Origin of the sequence: Micromonospora sp. D75 (assembly GCF_018070405.1) — a bacterium.
GTDB classification, from domain to species: domain Bacteria; phylum Actinomycetota; class Actinomycetes; order Mycobacteriales; family Micromonosporaceae; genus Micromonospora; species Micromonospora chalcea.
The window spans coordinates 1-22,576 of sequence record NZ_JAGPXV010000020.1; the positions used below are offsets into that span (position 1 = coordinate 1).

Sequence of the window (22,576 nt, forward strand, 5' to 3'; positions counted from 1 at the left end):
CGCCCTCGCGCCCGGCCGCCGGCCGCTCGGACGGAACGGCGGAACGGCCCGCGGACCCGCCGGCCGCCGTCGCGTCGGCGTCCGACACCGCGCCCACGCCGCGCAGGCGGGCGGTCTCGTGGTGGCCGAGCCGGGCGCGCGGGTCTCGCCGCAGCAGCCCGGCCAGCACCGGCGTCAGCGGGCCGGCGTGCGGCGCCGGGTCGGGCGGCCGGGTGGCGAGCGCGGCGAGCGTGGCCATGGCGGTGCTGCGGGCGTACGGCGAGCGGCCCTCCACGGCGGCGTGCAGCGTGGCGCCGAGCGACCACATGTCCGCCTCGACGCTGGACACGCCCTCGGCGGCCCGTTCCGGCGCCACGTACTGGGGGGAGCCGAGGACCAGGCCGGGGCGGGTCATGGCGCCGTCGCCGCCCTGGAACACGGCCAGCCCGAAGTCGGTGAGCAGCACCCGGCCGTCCCGGGCGAGCAGCACGTTCGCGGGTTTCACGTCCCGGTGCAGCACCCCGGCGTCGTGCGCGGCGCGCAGCCCGGCGAGCACCGCCAGCCCGATCTCGGCGGCCCGCCCGGGCGGCAGCGGCCCGTCGGTCTCGATGATCTCCTGGAGGGAGCGGGACGGGACGTACTCCATGACCAGCCAGGGGTCGCCCTCGACCCGGACCACGTCGTAGACGCGGACCACGTTGGGATGGTTGAGCCGCGCGGACGTCCGCGCTTCGCGCAGCGTACGGGCGCGCAGCTCGTCCCGCTCGTTCTCGGCGAGCCAGTTCGGCGGCACGACCTGCTTCACCGCGACCTCGCGATGCAGCTCCTCGTCGCGCGCCCGCCAGACCTGGCCCATCCCGCCGCGACCGACCAGGTCGAGCAGGCGGTACCGTCCGGCGATCACTACGTCCCGCACCGCACTCCTCACCGCTGGTCAGTGGTCCACAATAGCCAACGGATCGGACGGTACCTATCGCACGGCGAGACGTCATGCCCTAACTGGCCGTACCGGCGAGCAGATTCCCTTCCGGAATGGTGATCGCGGAACGGTCCCGGGCCAGCAGGGCGGTGGCCCGGCGGGCCTGGAACCCGTCGTGGTCGCGGCGCGCGGCGGCGTAGCTGCCCGCGGTGCGGGCGGCGATCGCGGACCAGGCGTACCGCTGCGTGACCATGGTCCGGGCCCGGCGCGCCACCCGGCGGGCGAACACCTCGTCGGCGAGCAGCCGGTCCACGGCGCCGGCCAGCGCGTCCGGGTCGCCGTGCGGGAACGTCACCCCGGTCACCCCCGGCTCGACGATCTCGGCCAGCCCGCCGGTACGCGCCACCGCCAGGGGCGCGCCGGCGGCCGCCGCCTCCAGCGCGATCATGCCGAACGGCTCGTAGAGGCTGGGGATCACGGTGGCGTCGGTGGCGGCGAGCACCGCGGGCAGCTGGGTGGAGTCCATGAAGCCGGCGAACCGGACCGTGTCGCCCAGCCGCAGCCGCCGCGCCTGGTCGACCAGCTCGTCCTTGTACGGCCCGTCCCCGGCGATCACCACGCGCAGGCCGGGGTGCCGGTCGGCCAGGCGCGGCACCGCGTGCACCAGGTGCTGCACGCCCTTCTCGTAGACCAGGCGGCCGGCGTACCCGACCAGCGGCCCGTCCGCGGCGAAGCGGGCCCGGGCGGAGGCGACCGCCTGCGGCCGGGCCCGCCAGGCCCGGTCGTCGACGCCGTTGGCGACCACGTCGATGCGCCCGGACGGTACGCCGAACAGCCGGGCGACCTGCTCGCGCATGTACCCAGAGCAGGCGATCACCCGCCCGGAGGCGTTGCTCAGCCAGTGCTCGACGCCGTGGATGGTGCGGTTCATCTCCTCCGGCAGCCAGCCCTGGTGCCGCCCGGCCTCGGTGGCGTGGATGGTGGTCACCAGCGGCACGTCCAGGTGCTCGGCCAGCGTGACGGCGGTGTGCGCGACGAGCCAGTCGTGGGCGTGGATCACGTCGTAGGCGCCGGCGGAGGCGGCGCGCAGCGCGGCCCGCGTCAGCGTGTGGTTGAACGCCATGGTCCAGGCCAGCAGCGAGCCGGTGGCGAGCGGGAACCGGACCGGATCCTCGGCGGCGCGGACGACGCGCACGCCCTCGGCGTACTCCTCCAGCGGGGCGCCCTCGGCGTGGCGGGTGACGACTGTGACCTCGTGCCCGGCGGCGGCCAGCGCGACGGACAGCGCGTGGACGTGGCGGCCGAGGCCACCGACGAGCACCGGCGGGTACTCCCAGGAGAGCAGCAGCACCCGCAGGCGCCGGGCGGGCTGGATGTCGATCACTTCGGCGTCAGCTGACACGCGGCCCCCTTTGAGTTGTGGCGTCCCCACCCCGGCGGCGGCGTCGCCGCGGTGTCCGGTGGGGTCGGCACCCATCCTGCCGAGGGGTCGATAACCGGCGGCGACGCGCCGGTTGCCGGTCTGTAACGCGTTACCGGCGTGTCCGCCGCGCGCGCAGCAGCTCGGCCACCGACCACGCCTGGAACGGGCAGCCGGTGGCCGCGTGCGGGGCGTCGCCGTCGGCGGTCTCGCTCACCGAGCCCAGGCCGTCCTCGGCGAGGTGGCCCTCCAGCCCCACCAGCAGGTCGTCGGTGGGCAGCCCGGCCCGGCGGTACGCGTCCAGCAGCGGACCGGTCAGCCACGGCCACACGGTGCCCTGGTGGTAGGCGGAGTCCCGCTCGGCCGGCCCGCCCCGGTGCCGGCCGGTCCAGCCGGGGGAGCCCGGGGCGAGGCTGCGCGGGCCGAGCGGGGTGAACAGCGCCTCGGTGATCCGGCGCAGCGTGGCCTCGTCCGGCTCCAGCGGCGCGTACGGCAGCGACCAGGCGAGCAGCTGGTTGGGGCGCAGCAGGTCGTCGTCGTGGTGCGTGGCACCGCCCAGCGGGTACGCCGGTGCCGGGGCGTCCACCACGTCGTAGAGCCAGCCGGCCGGGGCGGGGAACCGCTCCCGGAACGCGGCGGCGGCCCGCCGGTGCAGCGCGTGCAGCGCCGAGGCGTCGCGTCCGGCCAGCTCGGTCAGCTCGGCGAGCCCGGCCAGCCCGTTGATCCACAGCGCGTTCACCTCGACCGGCTTGCCGGTACGCGGGGTCACCGGCACCCCGTACACCCGGGCGTCCATCCAGGTGAGCGCGACGTCCGGCGGGCCGCCCTGGGTCAGCAGCCCGTCGGCCGGGTCGACGCCGATGCCGTACCGGGTGCCCGCCACGTGCGCCTCGACCACACCGTGCAGCGCGGGCAGCAGCTCGTCGCCGAGGTCGGTGTCGCCGGTGACGGTGACGTGCCGGCTGACCGCGTGCAGGAACCACAGCGTGCCGTCGACGGTGTTGTGCTCGACCCGGCCGGTGTCGGCGGTGTTCGCCAGCATCCCCTCGGACAGCGTCGCCGCGTACGCCCGCAGCAGGTCCCGGCCCTCGTCGGCCCGGTTCGTGCACAGGAACAGGCCCTCGTAGGAGATCATCGTGTCGCGCGACCAGGCCCCGAACCACGGGTAGCCGGCGACCACGTCCGGGCCGGTGGCGGTGCGTACCACGAACGCGTCGGCGGCGAGCGCGAGCGTCGCCTCGACCGCGTCGCCGGGCTTCGCCGCCGCCGTCACGGCCCGGTTGCGCCGCCGGGTCGACTCGACCACCGCGGTCGCCGGGGGCGGCTCCTCGGCCAGGTCGCCCGCCCAGGCCAGCACCGACACCGTCGCGCCGGGCTCGTCCAGCGCGCCGGTGAACCGGCCCGCGTACCAGAGGTCCTCGTCCGGGTGCAGGCCGCGCTCGGCCTCGGTCCGGTGGCGTACCCCGTGCCACCACTGGCCCTCCGGGGTCCAGTCCGGCCCGGCGAGCCGGTACGCGCCGTCGATCACCGCGCCGCCGGCCGCCGCCTCCAGCCGGGGCGCCGGACCGTCGGCGCGCCGCTCGCCGTGCGCGTCGCGCCACGTGCAGGCCGCCGCGAGGTCGAGCCGCACCGGGCCGCCGGAGATCAACCGGTGTACGACGGCGACGCACGAGCGGCCGTACGTCATGGCGATCTCCCGTTCGATCACCACGTCGCCGACGCGCCACCGCCAGCGCGGCACCCCGTCGGTGAGGTCGAAGCGCTCCAGCAGCTCGAAGCCGCGCGGGTCGACCACGCCGGAGGACCACTCGTGCGCGCCGAGGCGGACCTGCCGCCCCGACGGCAGCGTCACCGCCGGGTCGAGGCTCGCCAGTCCCACCTTTCGGGACGCGGGCGTGTCGCCGGCCACCACGAGCAGCCCGTGATACCGGCGGGTACGCAGCCCGGCGACGGTGCCCATGGCGTATCCGCCGAGCCCGTCGGTGACCAGCCATTCCCGCGTGGCGGCGGCGGACAGCTCACCGCAGACGCGCGGCCCGAAACGGATGTCGATCAACTTTCCTCCACCGGCAGCGAGGTGTGACATGCCACGGCGACAATGGCCGCTGTGGAGAAGTACCCCGGCGGCGTCGAAGATGTGCCAGTGATCACCGACCGGTCGACCTCCGCGTCCCCCGACCCCGAGCGGCACCGGCTCGCCCAGGCCGACGCCGGGGAGCAGGACTGGCGCGCATGGGGCCCCTATCTGTCCGAGCGGGCGTGGGGCACGGTACGTGAGGACTACAGCGAGCACGGCACGGCCTGGGACTACTTCCCCCACGATCACGCGCGGTCCCGAGCCTACCGGTGGAACGAGGACGGCATGGCGGGCGTCTGCGACGACCGGCAGACGTTCTGCTTCGCCCTGGCGCTGTGGAACGGGCGCGACCCGATCCTCAAGGAGCGGATGTTCGGCCTCGGCGGCGACGGCGGCAACCACGGCGAGGACGCCAAGGACTACTGGTGGTACCTCGACAGCACCCCCACGCACTCCTTCATGCGCTGGCGCTACCACTACCCGCAGGCCGCCTTCCCGTACGACGAGCTGGTCGCGGTGAACGCGCTGCGCGGCCGGGACGACACCGAGTACGAGCTGGTCGACACCGGCATCTTCGACGACGACAGGTACTGGGCGGTCACCGTCGACTACGCCAAGGCGTCCCCGACCGACATGTGCGTGGTGATCACCGTGGCGAACCGGGCCGACACCGACGAGACGCTGCACGTGCTGCCCACGCTCTGGTTCCGCAACACCTGGGCGTGGGGGCTGCCCGGCGCCGACCGGGTGCCGAAGCTGGTCGGCACGGGTTCCCGGCTCGTCGGTGAGCACTGGGTGCTCGGGCAGCTGCTGCTGGAAGGCGACGGCGACCCGGTGCCGCTGCTGTGCGACAACGACACGAACGCCGAGCGGCTGTGGGGGCTGCCGGGGCGGTCCGCGTACCCCAAGGACGGCATCAACGACCACGTGGTCAACGGCGCCGCCACCGTCAACCCGGAGCGCACCGGCACCAAGGGCGCGCTGCACTACGTGCTCGACGTGCCGGCCGGCGAGCAGCGGCAGATCCGGCTGCGGCTGACCCGTACCGCGCCGCCCCCGGCCGCCGCGCCGCCCGCCCCGGCCGACCTCGGTGACGGGTTCGACGCCGTGCTCTGGGCACGCCGGGCCGAGGCGAACCGGTTCTTCGACAGCGTGATCCCGGCCGCCGCCACCGCCGACGAGGCGCTGGTCGCCCGCCAGGCCATCGCCGGGCTGATGTGGGGCAAGCAGTTCTACCACTTCGACGTCGAGCGCTGGCTGACCGGCGACCCCGGCTCCACGCCGCCCGCCGGCCGCCGGCACGGGCGCAACAGCGCCTGGTGGCACATGAACAGCTTCGACGTCATCTCCATGCCGGACCCGTGGGAATATCCCTGGTACGCCGCGTGGGACCTGGCCTTCCACTGCGTCACCATCGCCCGGGTCGACCCGGGCTTCGCCAAGGAACAGGTCCTCCTGCTGCTGCGCGAGTGGTACCTGCACCCCAACGGGCAGATCCCGGCGTACGAGTGGGCGTTCGGGGACGTGAACCCGCCGGTGCACGCCTGGGCGGCGCTGAAGGTCTTCGAGATCGACGGCTCCCGCGACCACGAGTTCCTCGCCCGGGTCATGCACAAGCTGCTGCTCAACTTCACCTGGTGGGTCAACCGCAAGGACACCGGCGGCAACAACGTCTTCGAGGGCGGCTTCCTCGGGCTGGACAACGTCGGCCCGTTCGACCGCTCGGCCGCGCTGCCGGTCGCCGGGGTGCTGGAGCAGTCCGACGGCACCGGCTGGATGGCCATGTACGCGCTCAACCTGCTCGACATGGCGATCGTGCTGGCCGAGCACGACCGCGCGTACACCGACACCGCCACCAAGTTCTTCGAGCACTTCGCGTACATCGCCGCGGCGGCGTACCACCAGGGGCTCTGGGACGCCGAGGACGCGTTCTTCTACGACGTGCTGCGCCTGGCCGACGGCACGAAGGTGCCGCTGAAGGTCCGCTCGGTGGTCGGGCTGCTGCCGCTCGCAGCCGTCACCCGGCTCACCGCCCGCACCATGCGCCGCCTGCCCGAGCTGGGCGCGCGGCTGCGCTGGTTCCTCACCAACCGCCCGGAGTACGCCGAGGTGATCGGCGGCCGCCGGATCGGCCCCGACGGCCGGCAGCAGCGGCTGCTGTCGATGGTCGCCCCGGACCAGGTGGTGCGGCTGCTGGCCCGGATGCTCGACACCGACGAGTTCCTCTCCGAGTACGGGCTGCGTACGCTGTCCCGAGCCCACCTGGACAAGCCGTTCACCGTCACGCTCGGCGGGCAGGAGTTCAGCGTCGGCTACGAGCCGGCCGAGTCGACCAGCGGCCTGTTCGGCGGCAACTCCAACTGGCGCGGCCCGATCTGGATGCCGACGAACTTCCTGCTGATCAGCGCGCTGCGCGACTACGCCGCGTTCTTCGGCGACGACCTGCAGGTCGAGTACCCGACCCGCTCCGGGGTCAAGCGGACGCTCGACGAGATCGCCGACGACCTGTCCGCGCGGCTGATCTCGCTGTTCACCCGCGACGGGTGGGGACGGCGGCCGATCTACGGCGCCGCGCAGCTGTTCCAGACCCACCCGGACTGGCGCGATCTGATCTGCTTCCCGGAGTACTTCCACGGCGACAACGGCGCCGGGCTGGGCGCCTGGCACCAGACCGGGTGGACCGCGCTGGTCGCCGACCTGATCCTCACGCTGCGCCGCTGACCGTGTGTGCGGGGGCGCGACGGGAGAGCCCGCCGCGCCCCGCACGGTCACGCCAGCGGCAGGAACGCCAGCCGGGCGTGGTACTCGCCGGCCACCGTCACGGTGTCGCTGCCGACCCACAGGCCCCGGTCGGTGGCGTACAGCTCGCCGGTGCCCACCCCGCGGTCCTTTGTCGGGTTCCACGGCAGCGCCTTGCCGGTGACCGGGTGGATCGCCCCGATGCCCGGCCGGGACACCGCGCCCGGACCGGCCGAGTTGCGGCCCTGCGGGTTGTCCAGCCAGCGCTGGTGGCCCCCGACGTAGACGGCCGCGCCGGTCACCGCCACCGACAGCAGCGTGTCGCCGCCGGTGTAGTTGGCCCAGGTGGGCTGCTTGCCGCCGGTGGCCGCACCGAACTCGAAACGCGCCGCGGTGTCGCAGAGCGTGGCCGGGAACGGGCCGCCGGTGGTGACCACCGCGAACCAGGTGCCGTCCGGCGAGATGTCGACGCCGCGCATGTAGACCGGCATCGTCCGCGCGCACTGCGGCTGGTAGCGGTCGGTGGCCCAGCCGGAGAGCGTGGCGCCCGACGCGCTCAGGTCGGCGACGGCGATCTGGTGCCGCGCCACGCCCGCGACGCTGCTGAAGCCGCCGACGAACACCAGCCGCCGGCCGTCGGCGGAGACGTCCAGCGCCTCGATCTTCACCGGCGCGGTGGCGCCGGAGGTGGTCGTGCGCGGACCGGCCAGGTTCAGGTTGACCGACGGATCGGCGGCTCCGGTGGTGGCGTTCACCGCCGCCAGGGCGCGCCGGGTCACCCCGCCGACGGTCTGGAACGCGCCGCCGACGATCAGCCGGTTGCCGACCAGGCGCATGTCGTTGACCTGGTTGTTCAGCGCCGGCGTGGTGAAACCGGCGACCCGCGCGCCGGTGGCCGCGTCGATCCGGGCCAGCCGGGACGCCGCGGCGCCGTTGACAGTGGTGAACGCGCCGCCGATGTAGAGCGAGCGGCCGTCCGGCGCGGCGGCGAGAGCCTTCACCGCGCCGTTCACCTGCGGCCGGAACGCGGTGTCGATCCGGCCGGTGGTCGCGTCGAGCGCCACCAGGCGGGGCATCGCCAGCTGGGCCGACTGCCCGGCGTTGCGCACCTTGGTGAACGTGCCGGCGACGTACACGCGGTTGCCGATCTGGAGGATGCGGTGCACGGTGCCGTCCAGCGCGTGCGGCGTCCAGTCGACCGGGTTCGTGCCGACGACTGTGGTGTGTGCGGCGTTGACGGCGAGCGCCGGGGATCCCGGCAGCGCCGCGCCCGCGACGGCGAGCGCCGCGGCCACGGCGACGGCCGCGCCCCGCCTGCGCCCGGGTGGATGATCGGGTGAGATCGTCATGGCCGAAGCATGTCGCCCGACCAGGGATCGCGCAGTCGGGTAGCCGCCGGTAACCGCCCGCCGACCGGATAATCCGCGTGGTCCGTCCGGCGACCGGGCAGTACGGTGTGCGAGGTCCGTGAGGGAGGGAGCCCCATGCCGCCGCGCCGGGATGCCGCCGTGCTGGTCTTCGACGCCGACGACACGCTCTGGGAGAACAACGTCCTGTTCGAGCGGGTGATCGACGACTTCCTCACCTGGCTCGACCATCCCACGCTGGACCGGGCCCGCATCCGCGCGGTGCTCGACGACATCGAGCGGGCCAACGCCGTCGCGCACGGCTACGGCAGCAAGGTCTTCCTGCGCAGCCTCGGCGAGTGCCTGGAGAAGCTGCGCGAGCGTCCGGCCACCGACCGGGAACGCGCCGAGATCGATCAGCTCGCGGCGGCTCTGATCGGGCACCAGGTCGAGCTGATGCCGGGGGTGGCCGAGACGCTCGACGACCTGGCCGGCCGGCACGAGCTGCTGCTGCTGACCAAGGGCGAGCGCGAGGAGCAGCAGCGCAAGCTGGACGCCTGCGGGCTGCTGCACCACTTCCGCGCCGCGCACATCATGCCGGAGAAGGACGCCGACACGTACCGCTGGCTGGCCCGCGAGCACGCCTTCGACCCGGCCGCCGCCTGGATGATCGGCAACTCCCCGCGCTCGGACATCCTGCCCGCCCGGGCCGCCGGGATGAACGCGGTCTTCATCCCGAACGAGAACACCTGGATCCTGGAGCACGACGAGCTGGACCCGTCCGACTCCCAGGTGATCCGGCTGGCGGCGTTTCCCGACCTGGTCCAGCACTTCTAGGCGGCCGGTAACGTCCGGGAGGTGCCACTCACCTTCCCGTCGCACCTGGCGCCGGTGCTGCCGCTGAAGCTGTGGCGGCCCCGCTGGTTCGACGGGGTGGCGCTGTGCGCCGGTGCGGTGGCGCCGGACGCCGCGTACCTGTTCACCGGCACGCCGCTGGCGCTCGGCATGCGTACACACACGCTCGGCGGGCTGCTCTGGTGGGGGCTGCCGGTCGCGCTCGCGTACGCCTGGGTGGCGCGCCGCGTGGTCGCCGGCGTCGTCGCGCACCTGCCGGGACGGCGGTTGTTCGGCTGGGCCTGGTACGCGACGCTGGCCGGGGTGCGGCATCCCTGGCAGGTGTCGGTCTGCTCGGCGCTCATCGGCGCGTTCAGTCACGTCGCGTGGGACCGGGTCAGCCACAGCGAGCGCCTGCCCCGGCTGTTCGGCGTCACCGACTTCCACGCCCTGACCGGCGTGTACTGGTACCAGTTCGTGGACGTGACGGCCGGGCTCGGCGGCGGGCTGCTGGTGGTCGTCCTGGCCGTGGGGGAGGCCCGCCGGGGACAGCCGGCCCGGGGCGTCGCGCCGCCGCTGCCGGCGGCGAACCCGGCCGTGTTCTGGCGGGTGGCGCTGGCGGTCACCGGGCTCGGCGCGCTGCTGCTGCCCGCGCTGCCGGCGGCGGACGTCGCCGCCCCGGCCGGCGTACGGGCGCTGCACGTGGCCGCGCTGGCGCTCGTCGCCGGGGCCGCCGCGGCCCGGAGCGTCCCGCCGGGGCAGGCCGGGCGCAGTCCGCGTCTCGAAGTCGAACAGCGCGAAACCGGCTGACCCCGTTACGCCGACATGCCGCAATTCCGCATAGACATCAATCACAGGCGCGGCCACCGGTCATCGCTTGTCCGGCCTGCGCGTACGCGCCTAACCTGAGCCGGCGTCCACGCCTCGTCGGGGTGAGACGGGGGCGCACCGGAGTCCGGTGGTAAGAGCACCGTGGAGCTGAGTGCGGGCATACCGGCTCGCCGCGCGGAGCCCGGCGAACGGCGTCGTGCCACGCCTGCCGTGTTCCCGCGGCGCAGACCGCTACCCAACCGGACGGCCGGGGTCAGGGCCGGGGAGTTGCGGACCCGGTCCTGACCCGTCCGGCCCCGGAAACAGGCGCCGGAATCGGGTGGGACGCCTCTGGTGCGCGGGCCGGTCACGGAGCGACACTGAGTCATGACTCCTCAGCGCGTACCGCTGCTCGCCGGCCTGGTCGTGCTGCTCGCGGCGGCCTGCACGGCGACCGGCCACGACGGCGCGTCCACGGCGCCCACCCCGACGGCCGCGGCGGCCCCCGCGGCGACCGCGACGGAGGCCACGCCCACCCCGCCCGTGCCGACCGAAGCGGCCTCGACGGGCGGCTCGTGGCGTGTCACCTGGGACTGGGCCGTGCCCGGCCAGCCGGCCCGGGTCGCCCACCGGGTCCGGGTGCCGGTCACCCCACCACCGGGGGAGCCGCTGCCCGTCCTGGTGGCGGTGGACGTCGGTGACCACCCGGCGGAGGGCTTCAGCCGGATCACATTCGCGTTCCGCGGGCCCACCCCGTCCTACCAGGTCGCCTACGTGCCGCGGGTGGTGACCGAGGGCCGGGGCGCGCCGGTCGCGCTGCCCGGCACCGCGTACCTGTCGGTGCGGTTCGAGCCGGCCCAGGCGCACGACGCGCGCGGCGGCGGAACGGCGGACCTGCCGCCGGCGGCGATCCGCTTCCCGACGCTGCGTGGATGGGCGGTGGCCGGCGACTTCGAGGGGCACCTCAGTTTCGGGCTCGGCCTGCTGCCGCCGGATGACGGCCGCCTGCCGGTGCGGCTGGGGGAGTCCACCCGCCCGGACGGTACGCACGTCGTGGCCGTGGACGTGCGGCGCAGCTGACGCCGGCGTCAGCGGTCGATGATGTTGTTGTTCTCGTCGATGCCGTGGGTGCGCCAGTAGACGTCCCACTCGTCGTCGACGTGCTGCGGCACCTTGCCCTCCGGGTAGCGCACGTACGGCGGGGACGGCTCTTCCCCGTCCGGCACGCAGGAACTGCCGCCCTGCGGACCGACCGCGATCACCGGGTACTCGTCGCTGCCGCAGATGCTCTGCCGCAGGGAACAGCCGGTGGTCGCCATCAGCCCGGCCAGTCCGAGCACGGCAAGAACAATCATGATTCGAGTTCGCACGGGGAGAATTGTCGTCGCCCCGGGCGGACCCGCCATCGGTACGCGTACTCAATTCCAGGGTGCGGCCCGGGCTCAGGTCAGCTCGCCCCGCACGATCGCCACCGCGACCCGGCAGAACTCGTCCATGTCGGGCTGGAAGCCGGCCGCGATGTCCGGGTGCAGGCCGGAGCGGGTCTCGTCGAGCAGGCGGCGGCACACGTCCTCCACCGGCTCGCCCGCGTAGCCGGAGCGGACCCGGTCCGCGGCGGCCTGCAGGGCCGAGGTCAGCTGATCCTCCAGCGGGCCACGCAGCTTCTGCTGCACAGGGTCAAGCCCGCTCGGGTCGAGCGTGACATGTGGCTCCGACATCGGCGCTCCCTTCGTCGGCGTCCGCGGTACCCCACCGCGAACGTCGGTCAAACCATCGTCGGTACGGCCGACACCCGGACCAGGTACGAGAACTCCTCCGCCGGCTCCTCGACGTACGACAGCCGGCGGATCTGCCGGTCGTCGGACCAGAGCGCGACGTCGACCAGCACCCCGAGGTGGGCGAGACCGATGTTGGCGACCCGCTTCTTGTCCTGGAGCACCGCGCACACGCCGCCGAGCAGCGTGCTGGCGTCGGAGGTGCGGTGCCCGGGCGGGCACCGCAGGGTGAGGTCCACCTCCACCGGGCCGGTGAGCGGCGTCCACCCGGTGCGCTGGGCCGCCGTGCAGGCGGCCTGGAGCAGGGTACGGACTCTCGTCGCCTGCCGGTGCCCGGCGGCGAAGATGGACAGGGCCTCGGTCTTGACCGGGGGCAGGCCGCTCACCTCGAACGTCAGGGCGAGAGCGCGGGTGTCCTGCACGACGGCACCTCCTCGGGGCGAATCCTGCCCAACCGGGGAACGAGCGGACGGCACTTTCCCGACAGAACCAACCGATCGGGCGGGCAGTGGGGGACGGCCGGAGGCGTATCGACGTCGACGGCGACCGCCGGCTACGGAGCCAGCCCCACGCTAATGCACGACCGCTGACGCTCGGTAGCCTCGCCGTTTCACGACGTGGGACGGCGTGTCGGCCGCGCCCCGTCGTCGCGCTGCCGACGGTGTGCGCGCCGTCACCGTCACATGTCCGTGATGTTTCGCTCCGTCGCAGGTCGGGCACGTTCAGCCGCACGACACGCCCGGGGCGTTCGGTGATCGGACCGAGAACCCCGCCGTCTCGCCGTGCGCCGGGGCACGGGTCACTCCCCGGTTCTTCGCCGAAGAGAGGGGGAGGGTGATGACGACAGTCCCCGACACGGCCGCACGACGGCCGGCCGGACGCGCGGTGGCGGCAGCCGCCGCGCTCGCGTTGGTGGCCCCGCTGGCAGCCTGCGGATCCGGCGGCGACGGCGGCGTCCCCACGATCAACCTGTACTACCCGCCGGAGCAGAACCTGCAGAAGGTCGTCGACGCCTGCAACACGGCGGCGCAGGGCCGGTACCGCATCGACTACCGGGTGCTGCCGCGCGAGGCCGACGAGCAGCGGGTGCAGATGGTGCGGCGGCTCGCCGCGCAGGACAGCGGGATGGACGTGCTCGGCCTGGACGTCACGTGGACCCAGGAGTTCGCCAGCGCGAAGTGGATCCGGGAGTGGACCGGCGAGGACAAGGCCGAGGCGGAGCGGGGCACGCTGGCCGGCCCGCTGGACACCGCCCGGTACGAGGACAAGCTGTACGCCGCGCCCAAGAACACGAACGTGCAGCTGCTGTGGTACCGGTCGGACCTGGTGTCGCAGCCGCCGAAGACCTGGGACGAGATGATCTCCGCCGCCCAGCAGCTCAAGGAGCAGGGCAAGCCGTACCAGGTGCTCACCATGGGCGCCCAGTACGAGGGCCTGGTGGTCCTCTACAACACGCTCGCCGAGAGCGCCGGCGGCAAGATCCTCAGTGACGACGGCAAGAAGGCGGAGATGGACGCCGGCGCGGTACGCGCGCTCGACCAGCTCAAGAAGTTCGCCACGTCCGGCGTGACGTCGCCGTCGTTCAGCAACGCGCTGGAGGACCCGGTGCGGCTGGAGTTCCAGTCCGGCAAGGGCGCGTTCCAGGTGAACTGGCCGTTCGTCTATCCGGCGCTCCAGGAGGCCAACCCGGAGCTGGCGAAGAACGTGAAGTGGGCCCGGGTGCCGGGCATCGAACCGGGCACCCCCAGCAAGGTCACCATCGGCGGGGTCAACCTGGCGGTCAGCAGCTACTCGAAGCACCCGGAGGAGGCGTTCGAGGTGGCCCGCTGCCTGCGCAACGCCGAGAACCAGAAGTTCTCCGCCGTCAACGACGGCGTGCCGCCCACCATCGAGGCCGTCTACGACGACCCGGAGATGACCGAGGCGTACCCGATGAAGGAGACCATCCTGGAGGAGCTGAAGGAGCCGGCGGTGCGACCGCTGACCCCGGCGTACCAGAGCATCTCCACGGTGATGTCGGCGATCCTGTCGCCGCCGTCGGCGATCCGGCCCGAGCAGACCGCCGACGAGCTGCGCAAGGCGATCTCCGACGCGCTGGAGTCCAAGGGGGTTCTGCCATGAGCGTGAACGCCACTCCGGCCGGCGCGCAGGCCGCCGCCGAGGCCGAGTCCGAGCAGCCCGGCGGCCGGCACGCCGCAGTGCCGCAGCAGCGGTCGCGGCGCGGCTCCCGCGCCCCGCTGAGCGAGAACAAGCGGGCCGAACGGCGGCTCGGCTGGCTGCTGTGCGCACCGGCCGCGCTGGTCATGGTGCTGGTCACCGCGTACCCGATCCTGTACTCCGTCTGGTTGTCGCTGCAACGCTTCGACCTGCGCTTCCCCGACGAGCGGCAGTTCGTCGGGCTGGAGAACTACGTCACCGTGCTCACCAACGACTTCTGGTGGACCGCGTTCGGGGTGACCGCCCTGATCACCGTGGTCACCGTCGCGGTCGAGCTGGTGCTCGGCATGGGCCTGGCGCTGATCATGCACCGGACGCTCGTCGGCCGGGGGATCGTCCGCACCGCCGCGCTGATCCCGTACGGCATCGTCACTGTGGTCGCGGCGTTCTCCTGGCGGTACGCCTGGACGCCCGGCACCGGCTACCTGGCGAACCTGTTCGACGGCAGCGCCCCGCTCACCGAGCGGGCCAGCTCGCTGGCGATCATCATGCTGGCGGAGATCTGGAAGACCACCCCGTTCATGGCGCTGCTGCTGATGGCCGGGCTGGCGCTGGTGCCGGAGGACCTGCTCAAGGCGGCCTCCACCGACGGCGCGACGGCGTGGCAGCGGTTCACCAAGGTGATGCTGCCGGTGATGAAGCCGGCCATCCTGGTCGCGCTGCTGTTCCGCACGCTCGACGCGTTCCGGGTCTTCGACAACATCTTCGTGCTCACCAACGGCGGCAACGAGACGTCGTCGGTGTCGATGCTCGCCTACAACAACCTGATCCGGGGCCTGAACCTCGGCATCGGCTCCACGATGTCGGTGCTGATCTTCATCACCGTGGCGATCATCGCCTTCGTGTTCGTGAAGCTGTTCGGCACCGCTGCCCCGGGCAGCGACGATGGGGAGAGGCGCTGACATGGCAGTGGAATCCACCACGCGGGCGAAGGTGCGCTGGGGCCTGCTGGACGTCGTGGTCGTCGTCTTCGCGCTGGTCCCCGTGCTCTGGATCGCCTCGCTGTCGTTCAAGACCCCGGCCACGCTCACCGACGGCAAGTTCTGGCCGCGCGAGTGGACGCTGGACAACTACCGGACCATCTTCGACACCGACCAGTTCGTCCGGGCCCTGATCAACTCCATCGGCATCGCGCTGATCGCCACCACCATCGCGGTGGTGCTCGGGGCGATGGCCGCGTACGCGATCTCCCGCCTGGACTTCCCCGGCAAGAAGCTGCTGGTCGGCGTCTCGCTGCTGATCGCGATGTTCCCGCAGGTGTCGCTGGTGTCGCCGCTGTTCGAGATCGAGCGGCAGCTCGGCCTGTTCGACACCTGGCCGGGCCTGATCCTGCCCTACATCACGTTCGCGCTCCCGCTGGCCATCTACACCCTGTCGGCCTTCTTCAAGCAGATCCCGTGGGACCTGGAGAAGGCGGCGAAGATGGACGGCGCCACCCAGGCCCAGGCGTTCCGGCGGGTGATCGCGCCGCTGGCCGCGCCGGGCGTGTTCACCACCGCCATCCTGGTCTTCATCTTCTGCTGGAACGACTTCCTGTTCGCGATCACGCTCACCTCGACCGAGCGGTCCCGCACGGTCCCGGTGGCGCTGCAGTTCTTCACCGGCGAGTCGCAGTTCGAGGACCCGACCGGGGCGATCTGCGCCGCCGCCGTGGTGATCACCGTGCCGATCATCCTGTTCGTGCTCTTCTTCCAGCGCCGCATCGTCTCCGGTCTGACCTCCGGCGCAGTCAAGGGATAGGTGGTAGCAATGGCCGACATCGTGCTGGACAAGGTGAGCAAGCGGTTCCCGGACGGGACCACCGCCGTACAGGACGTCGACCTGGAGATCGCCGACGGCGAGTTCGTCATCCTGGTCGGTCCGTCCGGCTGCGGGAAGTCCACCACGCTCAACATGATCGCCGGGCTGGAGGACATCAGCTCCGGTGAGCTGCGCATCGGCGGCGAGCGGGTCAACGACAAGGCGCCCCGCGACCGCGACATCGCCATGGTCTTCCAGTCGTACGCGCTCTACCCGAACATGACCGTTCGGGAGAACATGGCGTTCCCGCTGCGGCTGGCGAAGCTGGACAAGGAGACCATCAACCAGAAGGTCGACGAGGCGGCGAAGGTGCTGGAGCTGACCGCGCTGCTGGACCGCAAGCCGGCCAACCTCTCCGGCGGCCAGCGGCAGCGGGTGGCGATGGGCCGGGCGATCGTCCGCCAGCCCAAGGCGTTCCTGATGGACGAGCCGCTGTCGAACCTGGACGCCAAGCTGCGGGTGCAGATGCGCACCGTGGTGTCGCGGCTGCAGAAGCAACTCGGCACCACCACCGTCTACGTCACCCACGACCAGACCGAGGCGATGACGCTCGGCGACCGGGTGGTCATCATGCGCGGCGGCGCGGTGCAGCAGGTCGGCCCGCCGCAGGAGCTGTACGACCACCCGCGCAACCTCTTCGTCGCCGGGTTCATCGGCTCGCCTTCGATGAACTTCGTGCACGCCGCGGTGGAGGACGGGAAGCTGCGGACCGCGCTCGGAGACGTGCCGATCGGCGAGCGGGTCCGCCGCGAGCTGGAGGCCGGTGACGCGCCCCGCGAGCTGATCCTCGGCATCCGGCCGGAGCACTTCGAGGACGCCGCGTTGATCGACGACGAGACCCGCCGCCGGGGCATGGAGTTCGAGGCGCCGGTGGACATCGTCGAGTCGATGGGTTCGGACAAGTACGTCTACTTCACCGTCGAGGGGGAGCGGGCGACCGCCGCCGAACTGGAGGAGCTGGCCGCCGACGCGGGCGCGGCGGACTTCGCGGGCGGCGGCTCGAACCTGGTCACCCGCCTGTCGGCGGAGTCCCAGGTACGCGAGGGCGAGTCGCGCCGGGTGTGGTTCAACCTGGAGAAGATCCACCTGTTCGACCCGGGCAGCGGCCGTAACCTGACGCTGCACGAGGGCCGTTCGGCCGGCGCTCTGGCCGACTGACCCCGGACGCGCGAAGGGCCGGTGGCACGCGGTGCCGCCGGCCCTTCGGCCTTGTCCGGCCAGCTCACCCTCCCTCCGTAGTCGGCCATCGGCGTGAGTGGAACGCCACGGGTGTCTCGGCGCGGTTTTGACACCCATGGCGTTCCACCGAGCACGGGCGCGGCGACCCGATGCGCCGATGGCTGCAGAGCAAAGGGGATGCACGGCAGCAGAGGAGAATGAGGTAAGGCAACGGCGGGAGCCGTCGCTCACCAGGAGTGACGCAGCTCCAAGCCGAGGAAGCGGGCGTAACCCGTCAGCGCGGCGTCCACCCGGGTGCGCAGCGCGGCGTCGAACGGCACGAGCTGGTGCGCTGTCACTGTCACCGCCCGCGCGCCGATCGTCCGCGTCCAAGTGCCGACCACGCGCCCGCCGCGCACCACGGTCGACCGGAACATCCCGTTGTTGCCGGGGACCACCGCTGCGGCGTGCGCCGGGTCGAGCATCAGCGACCGGTCCTTGAAGCCGAGCAGGTATTCGTCGAAGCCGGGCAGCGTGTGCACGTCGTCGACGGGCGCGCGGGGCGTGTCGAGCAGCGCGGCGTCGACCACCGCCGGCTCGCCGTCGACCTCGACCGGGGCGAGCAGGTCACCGGCCAGCGTGATCGCCCGGGTCGCGTCGGTGACGGTGAGGCCGGTCCACCGGGCCAGCTCGTGCCGGGTCACCGGGCCGTGGCCGCGCACATAGCGGTGCGCCAGCAACGCCAGCGCCTCGTCGCGCTCCGGGCGGCGCGGATCGGGCGCCCACTCGTCGAGCAGCACGAACGTCTGTTCGTTGCCGACGTGCGGGGCGATGCAGGTGACGCCGCGCTGGCTGGCGTACCAGAGCAGGTGGTAGCCGCGTTGACCATCCGTGTCCAGCCCGGCGGCGCGCAGCGCGGCCAGGCACTCGGCGCGGGTGAGCCGGCCGCCGCCGGCCAGCGCCGCACCCAGCACCTCACCGGCCCGTTCACCGTCGGCGACCGTCAGCCCGAGCTGCCGCCACCGCGAGGCGATGCCGGCCAGCGTCCGCACCCCGGTCAGCTCCAGCAGCCACCGCGCGTCGCGCGCCGGCACCAGGTGCACGGTGCCGCGCATCGGCCAGGTGCGCAGGGCCTCGCGCCGCTCCAGCGCCGCGCGGACGTCGTTCTGGGTGGCGCCGGGAAGGCGTACGCCGAGCGACCACAACCCGCTCGCGGCGTCCTGGGCCTGCATGGCGCCGAACCACTCGACCACGTCGGCGACGCCCTCGGGACGGGCCGTCGGGTGCGGGCGCAGCAGCAGGCCGGTCATCCGTAGCGCGAGCGCCTCGGCGCGGCTGAGGCGAACGGTCACGGGCGTCAGCGTAGGCCCGGGGTCCGACAGCCCCTGATCGCGCTGCGCCGGCCGCGCTGCCGACGAAGCGCGATCCCCCGTTCAGGTTCCCGGCGCGGGGGCAGCCGACTTGGCTGGCGCCGGTCCGACCAGGATCCTCGCTGAGCTGGGCCGGGAAAGCGTTTTCGCGCGGAACTTGCGCAAATCTTGAGCCTCGGTCAGTCGAGCCGCCGGTGCATGACGAGCAGGTCGACGTACCCCCGGGTGGGGTGCCGGAAGCCCTCCGGCACCCGGCCGATCACCGCGAAGCCCAGCGACCGCCACAGCGCGACCGCCCGGGTGTTGGTGGCCACCACTGCATTGAACTGCATGGCCCGGTAGCCGTCGGCCCGGGCCGCGGCGAGCACGTGCCCGGCCAGTGCCCGCCCGACGCCGTGCCCGGCGGCGGCCGGGGCGACCATGAACGAGGCGTTCGCCACGTGGTCGCCGGGGCCGCCCTGGTTGGGCGCGAGCTTCGCCGAGCCGAGCACCGCGCCGTCCGGCGCCACCGCGACCACCGTCCGCGCCGGTGGGCCCGGCATCCAGAGCCGCCGGGCCTGCTCCTGCGTGACGTCCGGGGGCCACGTGTACGTCTCGCCGGCCGCGACGATCTCGCGCAGGAACGGCCAGATCAGTGGCCAGTCGGCGGGGGTGGCGGTGCGGATCTCCACCTGGCGAGCATGCCACGCCCGCCGTTTGACGCGACAAGTAACGGGTAGTCGCGGGAGTTGACCCCAAACGAGGAGGGATCGTCTGATGGATGGCCAGGTCAAGGTCGCGGTGATCTACTACAGCGCGACCGGCATCACCTACCAGATGGCGCAGTCGGCAGTCGAGGCGGCGGAAGAAGCCGGTGCCGAGGTGCGCCTGCGCAAGGTGCGTGAGCTGGCGCCCGACGAGGCGATCCGCTCCAACTCGGGCTGGCAGGCGCACCGGCTGGAGACCCAGGACGTGATGGAGGCCCAGCCGGACGACCTCTCCTGGGCCGACGTGGTGATCATGGGTTCGCCCACCCGGTACGGCATGGTCGCCGCACAGCTCAAGCAGTTCATCGACACCACCGGCCCGCTCTGGGCGGCCGGCGCGCTCGCCGACAAGGTGTACAGCGGCTTCACCTCGACCGCCACCTCGCACGGCGGCCAGGAGGCGACGCTGCTGTCGCTGTACACGATCTTCTACCACTGGGGCGGGATCGTGGTGACCCCCGGCTACACCGACCCGAGCCAGTTCGTCGCCGGCAACCCGTACGGCGCCTCGCACACCAGCAACAACGGCGAGGTGGCCCCGGACCACGTGGCCCTGACCGCCACCGCGCTGACCGCCAAGCGGGCCACGCTCATGGGCGCCGCGCTGAAGCGGGGCATGGCCGGCTGACCGGCGGATGGCGACCGGTGGCCGGACGGGGGCTCTCGAACCCGTCCGGACCACCGGTCGCCCCTCGCCCTACCCGCGATCGGCCGCTCCATGCGCGCTCAGCGCCGGCCGGTCGAGCAGATGTCCGAGCAGATCCGCCAGGACCGAGGTGCCGTCCTGGCTCAGCACCGACTCCGGGTGGAACTGCACCCCGGCGAAACCCGCCCCGCGCAGCGCGTGCACCGCGCCGTCGGCCGGGTCGCGGGACAGCTCCACCGGGCCGTACGGGCCGGTCATCCGGTCGGCGTCGGCGCGGGCGGTGAAGCTGGCGTAGAAGCCGACCCGGCGGGTCACCCCGAACACCGGCACGTCGCGCGGCAACCCCTGGTACGGCGCGTCCCGCCGGTGCAGCGGCAGACCCAGCAGCCCGGCGAGCAGCTGGTGGCCCAGGCACACCGCGAGCGCCGGCCGGCCGGAGGCGAGCAGCTCGGCCAGCAGCGCCCGCAGCGCCACCATCTTCGGCGCTGCCGGGTCCCGCGGATCGCCCGGACCGGGGCCGACCACCACCAGGTCGTACCCGTCGAGCGGCCCCGGGTCCGGCCAGTCCCGCCGGGTCACCGCCAGCCCCAGCGCGCCGAGCTGGTGGGCGAGCATGCCGGTGAACGTGTCCTCGCCGTCGACGATCAGCGCCCGCCGGCCGGCGAGCCCGCGCAGCGCCAGCGCGCCCGGCCGGCGCTGCTCCAGCCAGAACCGGGCCAGCGGCGCGTTGCGGGCGGCCAGCGCGGCGCGTACCTCCGGGTCGTCGGCGTACCTGACGGCCGGCTCGGCGCCAGCGCCCGGCGCGTCCGGGCCGAGACCGAGCGCGGCCAGCACGCCCGCCGCCTTCGCGTGCGTCTCGGCGACCTCCCCGGCGGTCGTCGAGTGCCGCACCAGCGTGGCGCCGACCGGCACCCGCAGCGCGCCCTCGGGCGAGATCTCGGCGGTCCGGATCAGGATCGGCGCGTCCAGCGTCTGCCGGCCCTGCTCGTCGCGTCCGAGCAGCGCGAGCACCCCGGCGTAGTAGCGCCGGCCGGCGCGCTCGTGCCGGGCGATGACCCGGCAGGCGTTCTCCATCGGGCTGCCGGTCACGGTCGGGGCGAACATGGTCTCCCGCAGCACCTCCCGCACGTCCCGGGAGCAGCGCCCGGCCAGCAGGTACTCGGTGTGCGCCAGGTGCGCCATCTCCTTCAGGTACGGCCCGACCACCTGGCCGCCGTGCTCGGCGACCACTGCCATCATCTTCAGCTCCTCGTCCAGCACCATGTACAGCTCCTCCACCTCCTTCGGATCGTGCAGGAAGCGCAGCAGCTCAGCCCGGTCGACGGTCTCGCCCCGGTGCCGGAACGTGCCGCTGATCGGGTTCATCTCGACCAGACCGTCGGCGACGCTGACGTGCCGCTCCGGGCTGGCGCCGACCAGGATCCGGGCGCCGGTGTGCACCAGGAACGTCCAGTACGCGCCCCGCTCGCGCAGCAGCAGCCGGCGCAGCGCGGCCAGGGCCGCGGCAAGTGGGTCGCCCTGCACCGTGGCGCGCATGGTGCGGTGGATGACGAAGTTCGCGCCCTCACCCCGGCCGATCTCGTCGGCGAGCACCCGGTCCACCACCGCCGCGTACTCGTCGTCGGCGATGTCGAAGCCGGCGTCGGTGGTGCGTACGGCGGCGTCGGGCAGCGCGCCGAGCAGCTCGGCCAGTGGTATCCGCCGGTGCGCCTCGACGGTCAGGAACTCCAGCGGCATGCCGTCGTCCACGCACTCGAAGCCACGCTCGGTGACCTGCCGGAACGGCACCACTGCCAGCGTGCGCGGGCCGGCGCCGTCGTCGGGCAGCGGCAGGTCGGCGAGCCGGTCGGCGGTGCGTACCGGGCCGGTGAACAGGTCGACGTGGTCGGCGCCCTCGCGGCGGACGAGCGCGAACGGGCCGGGGTCGTGGCCGGCCGCGACGGCGGCGAGCGGGTCGGACGGGCGGGTCATCGGGTCTCCTCGGTGGGCCGGTGACCGCCGACGTGGGCGACCCGGGATGCCGGGGAAGACCGGCGGCCGCCTCGTCGGGCGGCCGCGTGGGGAAGCTACGCGCGGGGGTGGGCCGCCGGGTCGGCGGGCCACCAGCAGGACAGGTGCGCGGGCATGACCGTCACTGTACGCGATCAGCCCGCCTCCGGTAAGCCGGTCGCGCCGGGTAGGTTGATCGGCGATGGACATCCTCGCTCTCGATCTGGGCACCTCCTCGGTGCGTGGGCTGGTGCTCGACGCGGACGCGGTGCCGCGTCCGGGCGCGCTGGCCCGTCGCCGGGTGCATCTGGTCACCGGGGACGACGGCACCGGGACGCTGGACGGCCCGGCCTACCTGGCGTGCCTGACGGAGTGCCTGGACGAGCTGGCCGCTGGCGGGCACCTGCGGGACGTGGACCTGGTGGCCACCTCCGCGCAGTGGCACTCGGTGCTGCCGCTGGCCGCCGACGGCCCCCCGTCGGGACCGGTGCTGACCTGGCTGGACACCCGGCCGGAGGCGCTCGCCGGCGCGGTCGGCCCGGCCGACCCGGCGGACTTCCACAGGCGTACCGGCACGTGGTGGCACCGCTGCTTCTGGTCGGTGCGGCTGCCCTGGCTGCGGGAGCACGGCGCGCGGAACGCACGCTTCACCGGGCTGGCCGAGTACGTGCTCGGCGTGCTGCTTGGCGACGTGCCGATGTCCATGTCGATGGCTTCCGGCACCGGGCTGCTCGACCTGCGCCGCCTGGAC

General features: G+C 73.3%; 20 protein-coding genes. 10 read left to right on the top strand and 10 right to left on the bottom strand.

The features are described 5' to 3' along the window. From KBX39_RS02575 to KBX39_RS02585, 3 genes are all read right to left on the bottom strand, one after another. A partial coding sequence (locus KBX39_RS02575) for a serine/threonine-protein kinase (protein ID WP_247659816.1) occupies positions 1-835 on the bottom strand: 835 nt, incomplete at its 3' end. A 139-nt stretch (positions 836-974) separates the two neighbouring features. Continuing rightward, positions 975-2,300, bottom strand: coding sequence for a glycosyltransferase family 4 protein (locus KBX39_RS02580; RefSeq protein WP_210869021.1), 1,326 nt, complete (start codon positions 2,298-2,300; stop codon positions 975-977). A 130-nt stretch (positions 2,301-2,430) separates the two neighbouring features. Continuing rightward, the gene (locus KBX39_RS02585; protein WP_209962566.1) at positions 2,431-4,374 is read right to left on the bottom strand and encodes an amylo-alpha-1,6-glucosidase; all 1,944 of its coding nucleotides are present in this window, start codon (positions 4,372-4,374) and stop codon (positions 2,431-2,433) included. Between the two features lie 42 nt (positions 4,375-4,416). On the opposite strand from KBX39_RS02585, the gene KBX39_RS02590 reads away from it, so the two are divergent. Continuing rightward, positions 4,417-7,116, top strand: a complete 2,700-nt coding sequence (locus KBX39_RS02590; protein WP_043329786.1) for a glucosidase — start codon at positions 4,417-4,419, stop codon at positions 7,114-7,116. A gap of 47 nt (positions 7,117-7,163) precedes the next feature. Here KBX39_RS02590 and KBX39_RS02595 read toward each other — a convergent pair whose 3' ends face one another. Then, the gene (locus KBX39_RS02595) at positions 7,164-8,483 is read right to left on the bottom strand and encodes a hypothetical protein (protein WP_205798360.1); all 1,320 of its coding nucleotides are present in this window, start codon (positions 8,481-8,483) and stop codon (positions 7,164-7,166) included. Between the two features lie 135 nt (positions 8,484-8,618). Between KBX39_RS02595 and KBX39_RS02600 the strand changes: the two genes are divergently transcribed. From KBX39_RS02600 to KBX39_RS02610, 3 genes are all read left to right on the top strand, one after another. Then, entirely contained in the window at positions 8,619-9,317 is a 699-nt protein-coding gene (locus KBX39_RS02600; protein WP_210869023.1) for an HAD family hydrolase, read from the top strand. Positions 9,318-9,338: 21 nt separating this feature from the next. Next, positions 9,339-10,124: a DUF4184 family protein gene (locus KBX39_RS02605; protein WP_210869025.1), complete on the top strand. Its 786-nt coding sequence runs from the start codon at positions 9,339-9,341 to the stop codon at positions 10,122-10,124. Between the two features lie 387 nt (positions 10,125-10,511). Continuing rightward, positions 10,512-11,204 (top strand): hypothetical protein, encoded by a 693-nt coding sequence (locus KBX39_RS02610; RefSeq protein WP_140946554.1) that lies wholly within the window; start codon positions 10,512-10,514, stop codon positions 11,202-11,204. Positions 11,205-11,212: 8 nt separating this feature from the next. Here KBX39_RS02610 and KBX39_RS02615 read toward each other — a convergent pair whose 3' ends face one another. From KBX39_RS02615 to KBX39_RS02625, 3 genes are all read right to left on the bottom strand, one after another. Next, positions 11,213-11,494: an SCO0607 family lipoprotein gene (locus tag KBX39_RS02615; protein WP_223201390.1), complete on the bottom strand. Its 282-nt coding sequence runs from the start codon at positions 11,492-11,494 to the stop codon at positions 11,213-11,215. Between the two features lie 72 nt (positions 11,495-11,566). Next, positions 11,567-11,842, bottom strand: a complete 276-nt coding sequence (locus tag KBX39_RS02620; protein ID WP_030500352.1) for a hypothetical protein — start codon at positions 11,840-11,842, stop codon at positions 11,567-11,569. A 47-nt stretch (positions 11,843-11,889) separates the two neighbouring features. After that, positions 11,890-12,321: a hypothetical protein gene (locus KBX39_RS02625; protein ID WP_043329796.1), complete on the bottom strand. Its 432-nt coding sequence runs from the start codon at positions 12,319-12,321 to the stop codon at positions 11,890-11,892. 415 nt (positions 12,322-12,736) lie between these two features. On the opposite strand from KBX39_RS02625, the gene KBX39_RS02630 reads away from it, so the two are divergent. From KBX39_RS02630 to KBX39_RS02645, 4 genes are read left to right on the top strand one after another with little or no spacing between them, the layout of a single operon-like run. Next, a complete protein-coding gene (locus KBX39_RS02630) occupies positions 12,737-14,020 on the top strand; it encodes an ABC transporter substrate-binding protein (RefSeq protein WP_210869027.1) in 1,284 nt (427 codons plus the stop codon). Next, positions 14,017-15,018 (top strand): carbohydrate ABC transporter permease, encoded by a 1,002-nt coding sequence (locus KBX39_RS02635; RefSeq protein ID WP_043329800.1) that lies wholly within the window; start codon positions 14,017-14,019, stop codon positions 15,016-15,018. Before KBX39_RS02630 ends, KBX39_RS02635 begins: the two co-directional genes overlap by 4 nt. Before the next feature lies 1 nt (position 15,019). Then, positions 15,020-15,856: a carbohydrate ABC transporter permease gene (locus tag KBX39_RS02640; protein ID WP_043329801.1), complete on the top strand. Its 837-nt coding sequence runs from the start codon at positions 15,020-15,022 to the stop codon at positions 15,854-15,856. 9 nt (positions 15,857-15,865) lie between these two features. Then, entirely contained in the window at positions 15,866-17,074 is a 1,209-nt protein-coding gene (locus KBX39_RS02645; protein ID WP_210869029.1) for an ABC transporter ATP-binding protein, read from the top strand. Between the two features lie 248 nt (positions 17,075-17,322). Here KBX39_RS02645 and KBX39_RS02650 read toward each other — a convergent pair whose 3' ends face one another. Together KBX39_RS02650 and KBX39_RS02655 are read right to left on the bottom strand one after the other, a co-directional pair. Continuing rightward, complete coding sequence (locus KBX39_RS02650) at positions 17,323-18,426, bottom strand: winged helix DNA-binding domain-containing protein (RefSeq protein ID WP_210869031.1); 1,104 nt, start codon at positions 18,424-18,426, stop codon at positions 17,323-17,325. Between the two features lie 197 nt (positions 18,427-18,623). Beyond that, a complete protein-coding gene (locus tag KBX39_RS02655; protein WP_064445393.1) occupies positions 18,624-19,115 on the bottom strand; it encodes a GNAT family N-acetyltransferase in 492 nt (163 codons plus the stop codon). Between the two features lie 85 nt (positions 19,116-19,200). On the opposite strand from KBX39_RS02655, the gene wrbA reads away from it, so the two are divergent. Then, positions 19,201-19,818 (top strand): NAD(P)H:quinone oxidoreductase, encoded by a 618-nt coding sequence (gene wrbA, locus KBX39_RS02660; protein ID WP_043329810.1) that lies wholly within the window; start codon positions 19,201-19,203, stop codon positions 19,816-19,818. A gap of 69 nt (positions 19,819-19,887) precedes the next feature. Here wrbA and KBX39_RS02665 read toward each other — a convergent pair whose 3' ends face one another. Further along, positions 19,888-21,807, bottom strand: a complete 1,920-nt coding sequence (locus tag KBX39_RS02665) for a chorismate-binding protein (protein ID WP_210869034.1) — start codon at positions 21,805-21,807, stop codon at positions 19,888-19,890. A 220-nt stretch (positions 21,808-22,027) separates the two neighbouring features. On the opposite strand from KBX39_RS02665, the gene KBX39_RS02670 reads away from it, so the two are divergent. Next, positions 22,028-22,576: FGGY family carbohydrate kinase (locus tag KBX39_RS02670; RefSeq protein WP_247659815.1), on the top strand; the 549-nt coding region annotated here is incomplete at its 3' end.

Coding starts and splice junctions, on each gene's coding strand:
- wrbA (WP_043329810.1), top strand. CDS start 19,201: ATGGATGGCCAGGTCAAGGTCGCGGTGATCTACTACAGCGCGACCGGC.
- KBX39_RS02645 (WP_210869029.1), top strand. CDS start 15,866: ATGGCCGACATCGTGCTGGACAAGGTGAGCAAGCGGTTCCCGGACGGG.
- KBX39_RS02590 (WP_043329786.1), top strand. CDS start 4,417: ATGGCCGCTGTGGAGAAGTACCCCGGCGGCGTCGAAGATGTGCCAGTG.
- KBX39_RS02665 (WP_210869034.1), bottom strand. CDS start 21,807: ATGACCCGCCCGTCCGACCCGCTCGCCGCCGTCGCGGCCGGCCACGAC.
- KBX39_RS02610 (WP_140946554.1), top strand. CDS start 10,512: ATGACTCCTCAGCGCGTACCGCTGCTCGCCGGCCTGGTCGTGCTGCTC.
- KBX39_RS02635 (WP_043329800.1), top strand. CDS start 14,017: ATGAGCGTGAACGCCACTCCGGCCGGCGCGCAGGCCGCCGCCGAGGCC.
- KBX39_RS02600 (WP_210869023.1), top strand. CDS start 8,619: ATGCCGCCGCGCCGGGATGCCGCCGTGCTGGTCTTCGACGCCGACGAC.
- KBX39_RS02630 (WP_210869027.1), top strand. CDS start 12,737: ATGACGACAGTCCCCGACACGGCCGCACGACGGCCGGCCGGACGCGCG.
- KBX39_RS02595 (WP_205798360.1), bottom strand. CDS start 8,483: ATGACGATCTCACCCGATCATCCACCCGGGCGCAGGCGGGGCGCGGCC.
- KBX39_RS02640 (WP_043329801.1), top strand. CDS start 15,020: ATGGCAGTGGAATCCACCACGCGGGCGAAGGTGCGCTGGGGCCTGCTG.
- KBX39_RS02620 (WP_030500352.1), bottom strand. CDS start 11,842: ATGTCGGAGCCACATGTCACGCTCGACCCGAGCGGGCTTGACCCTGTG.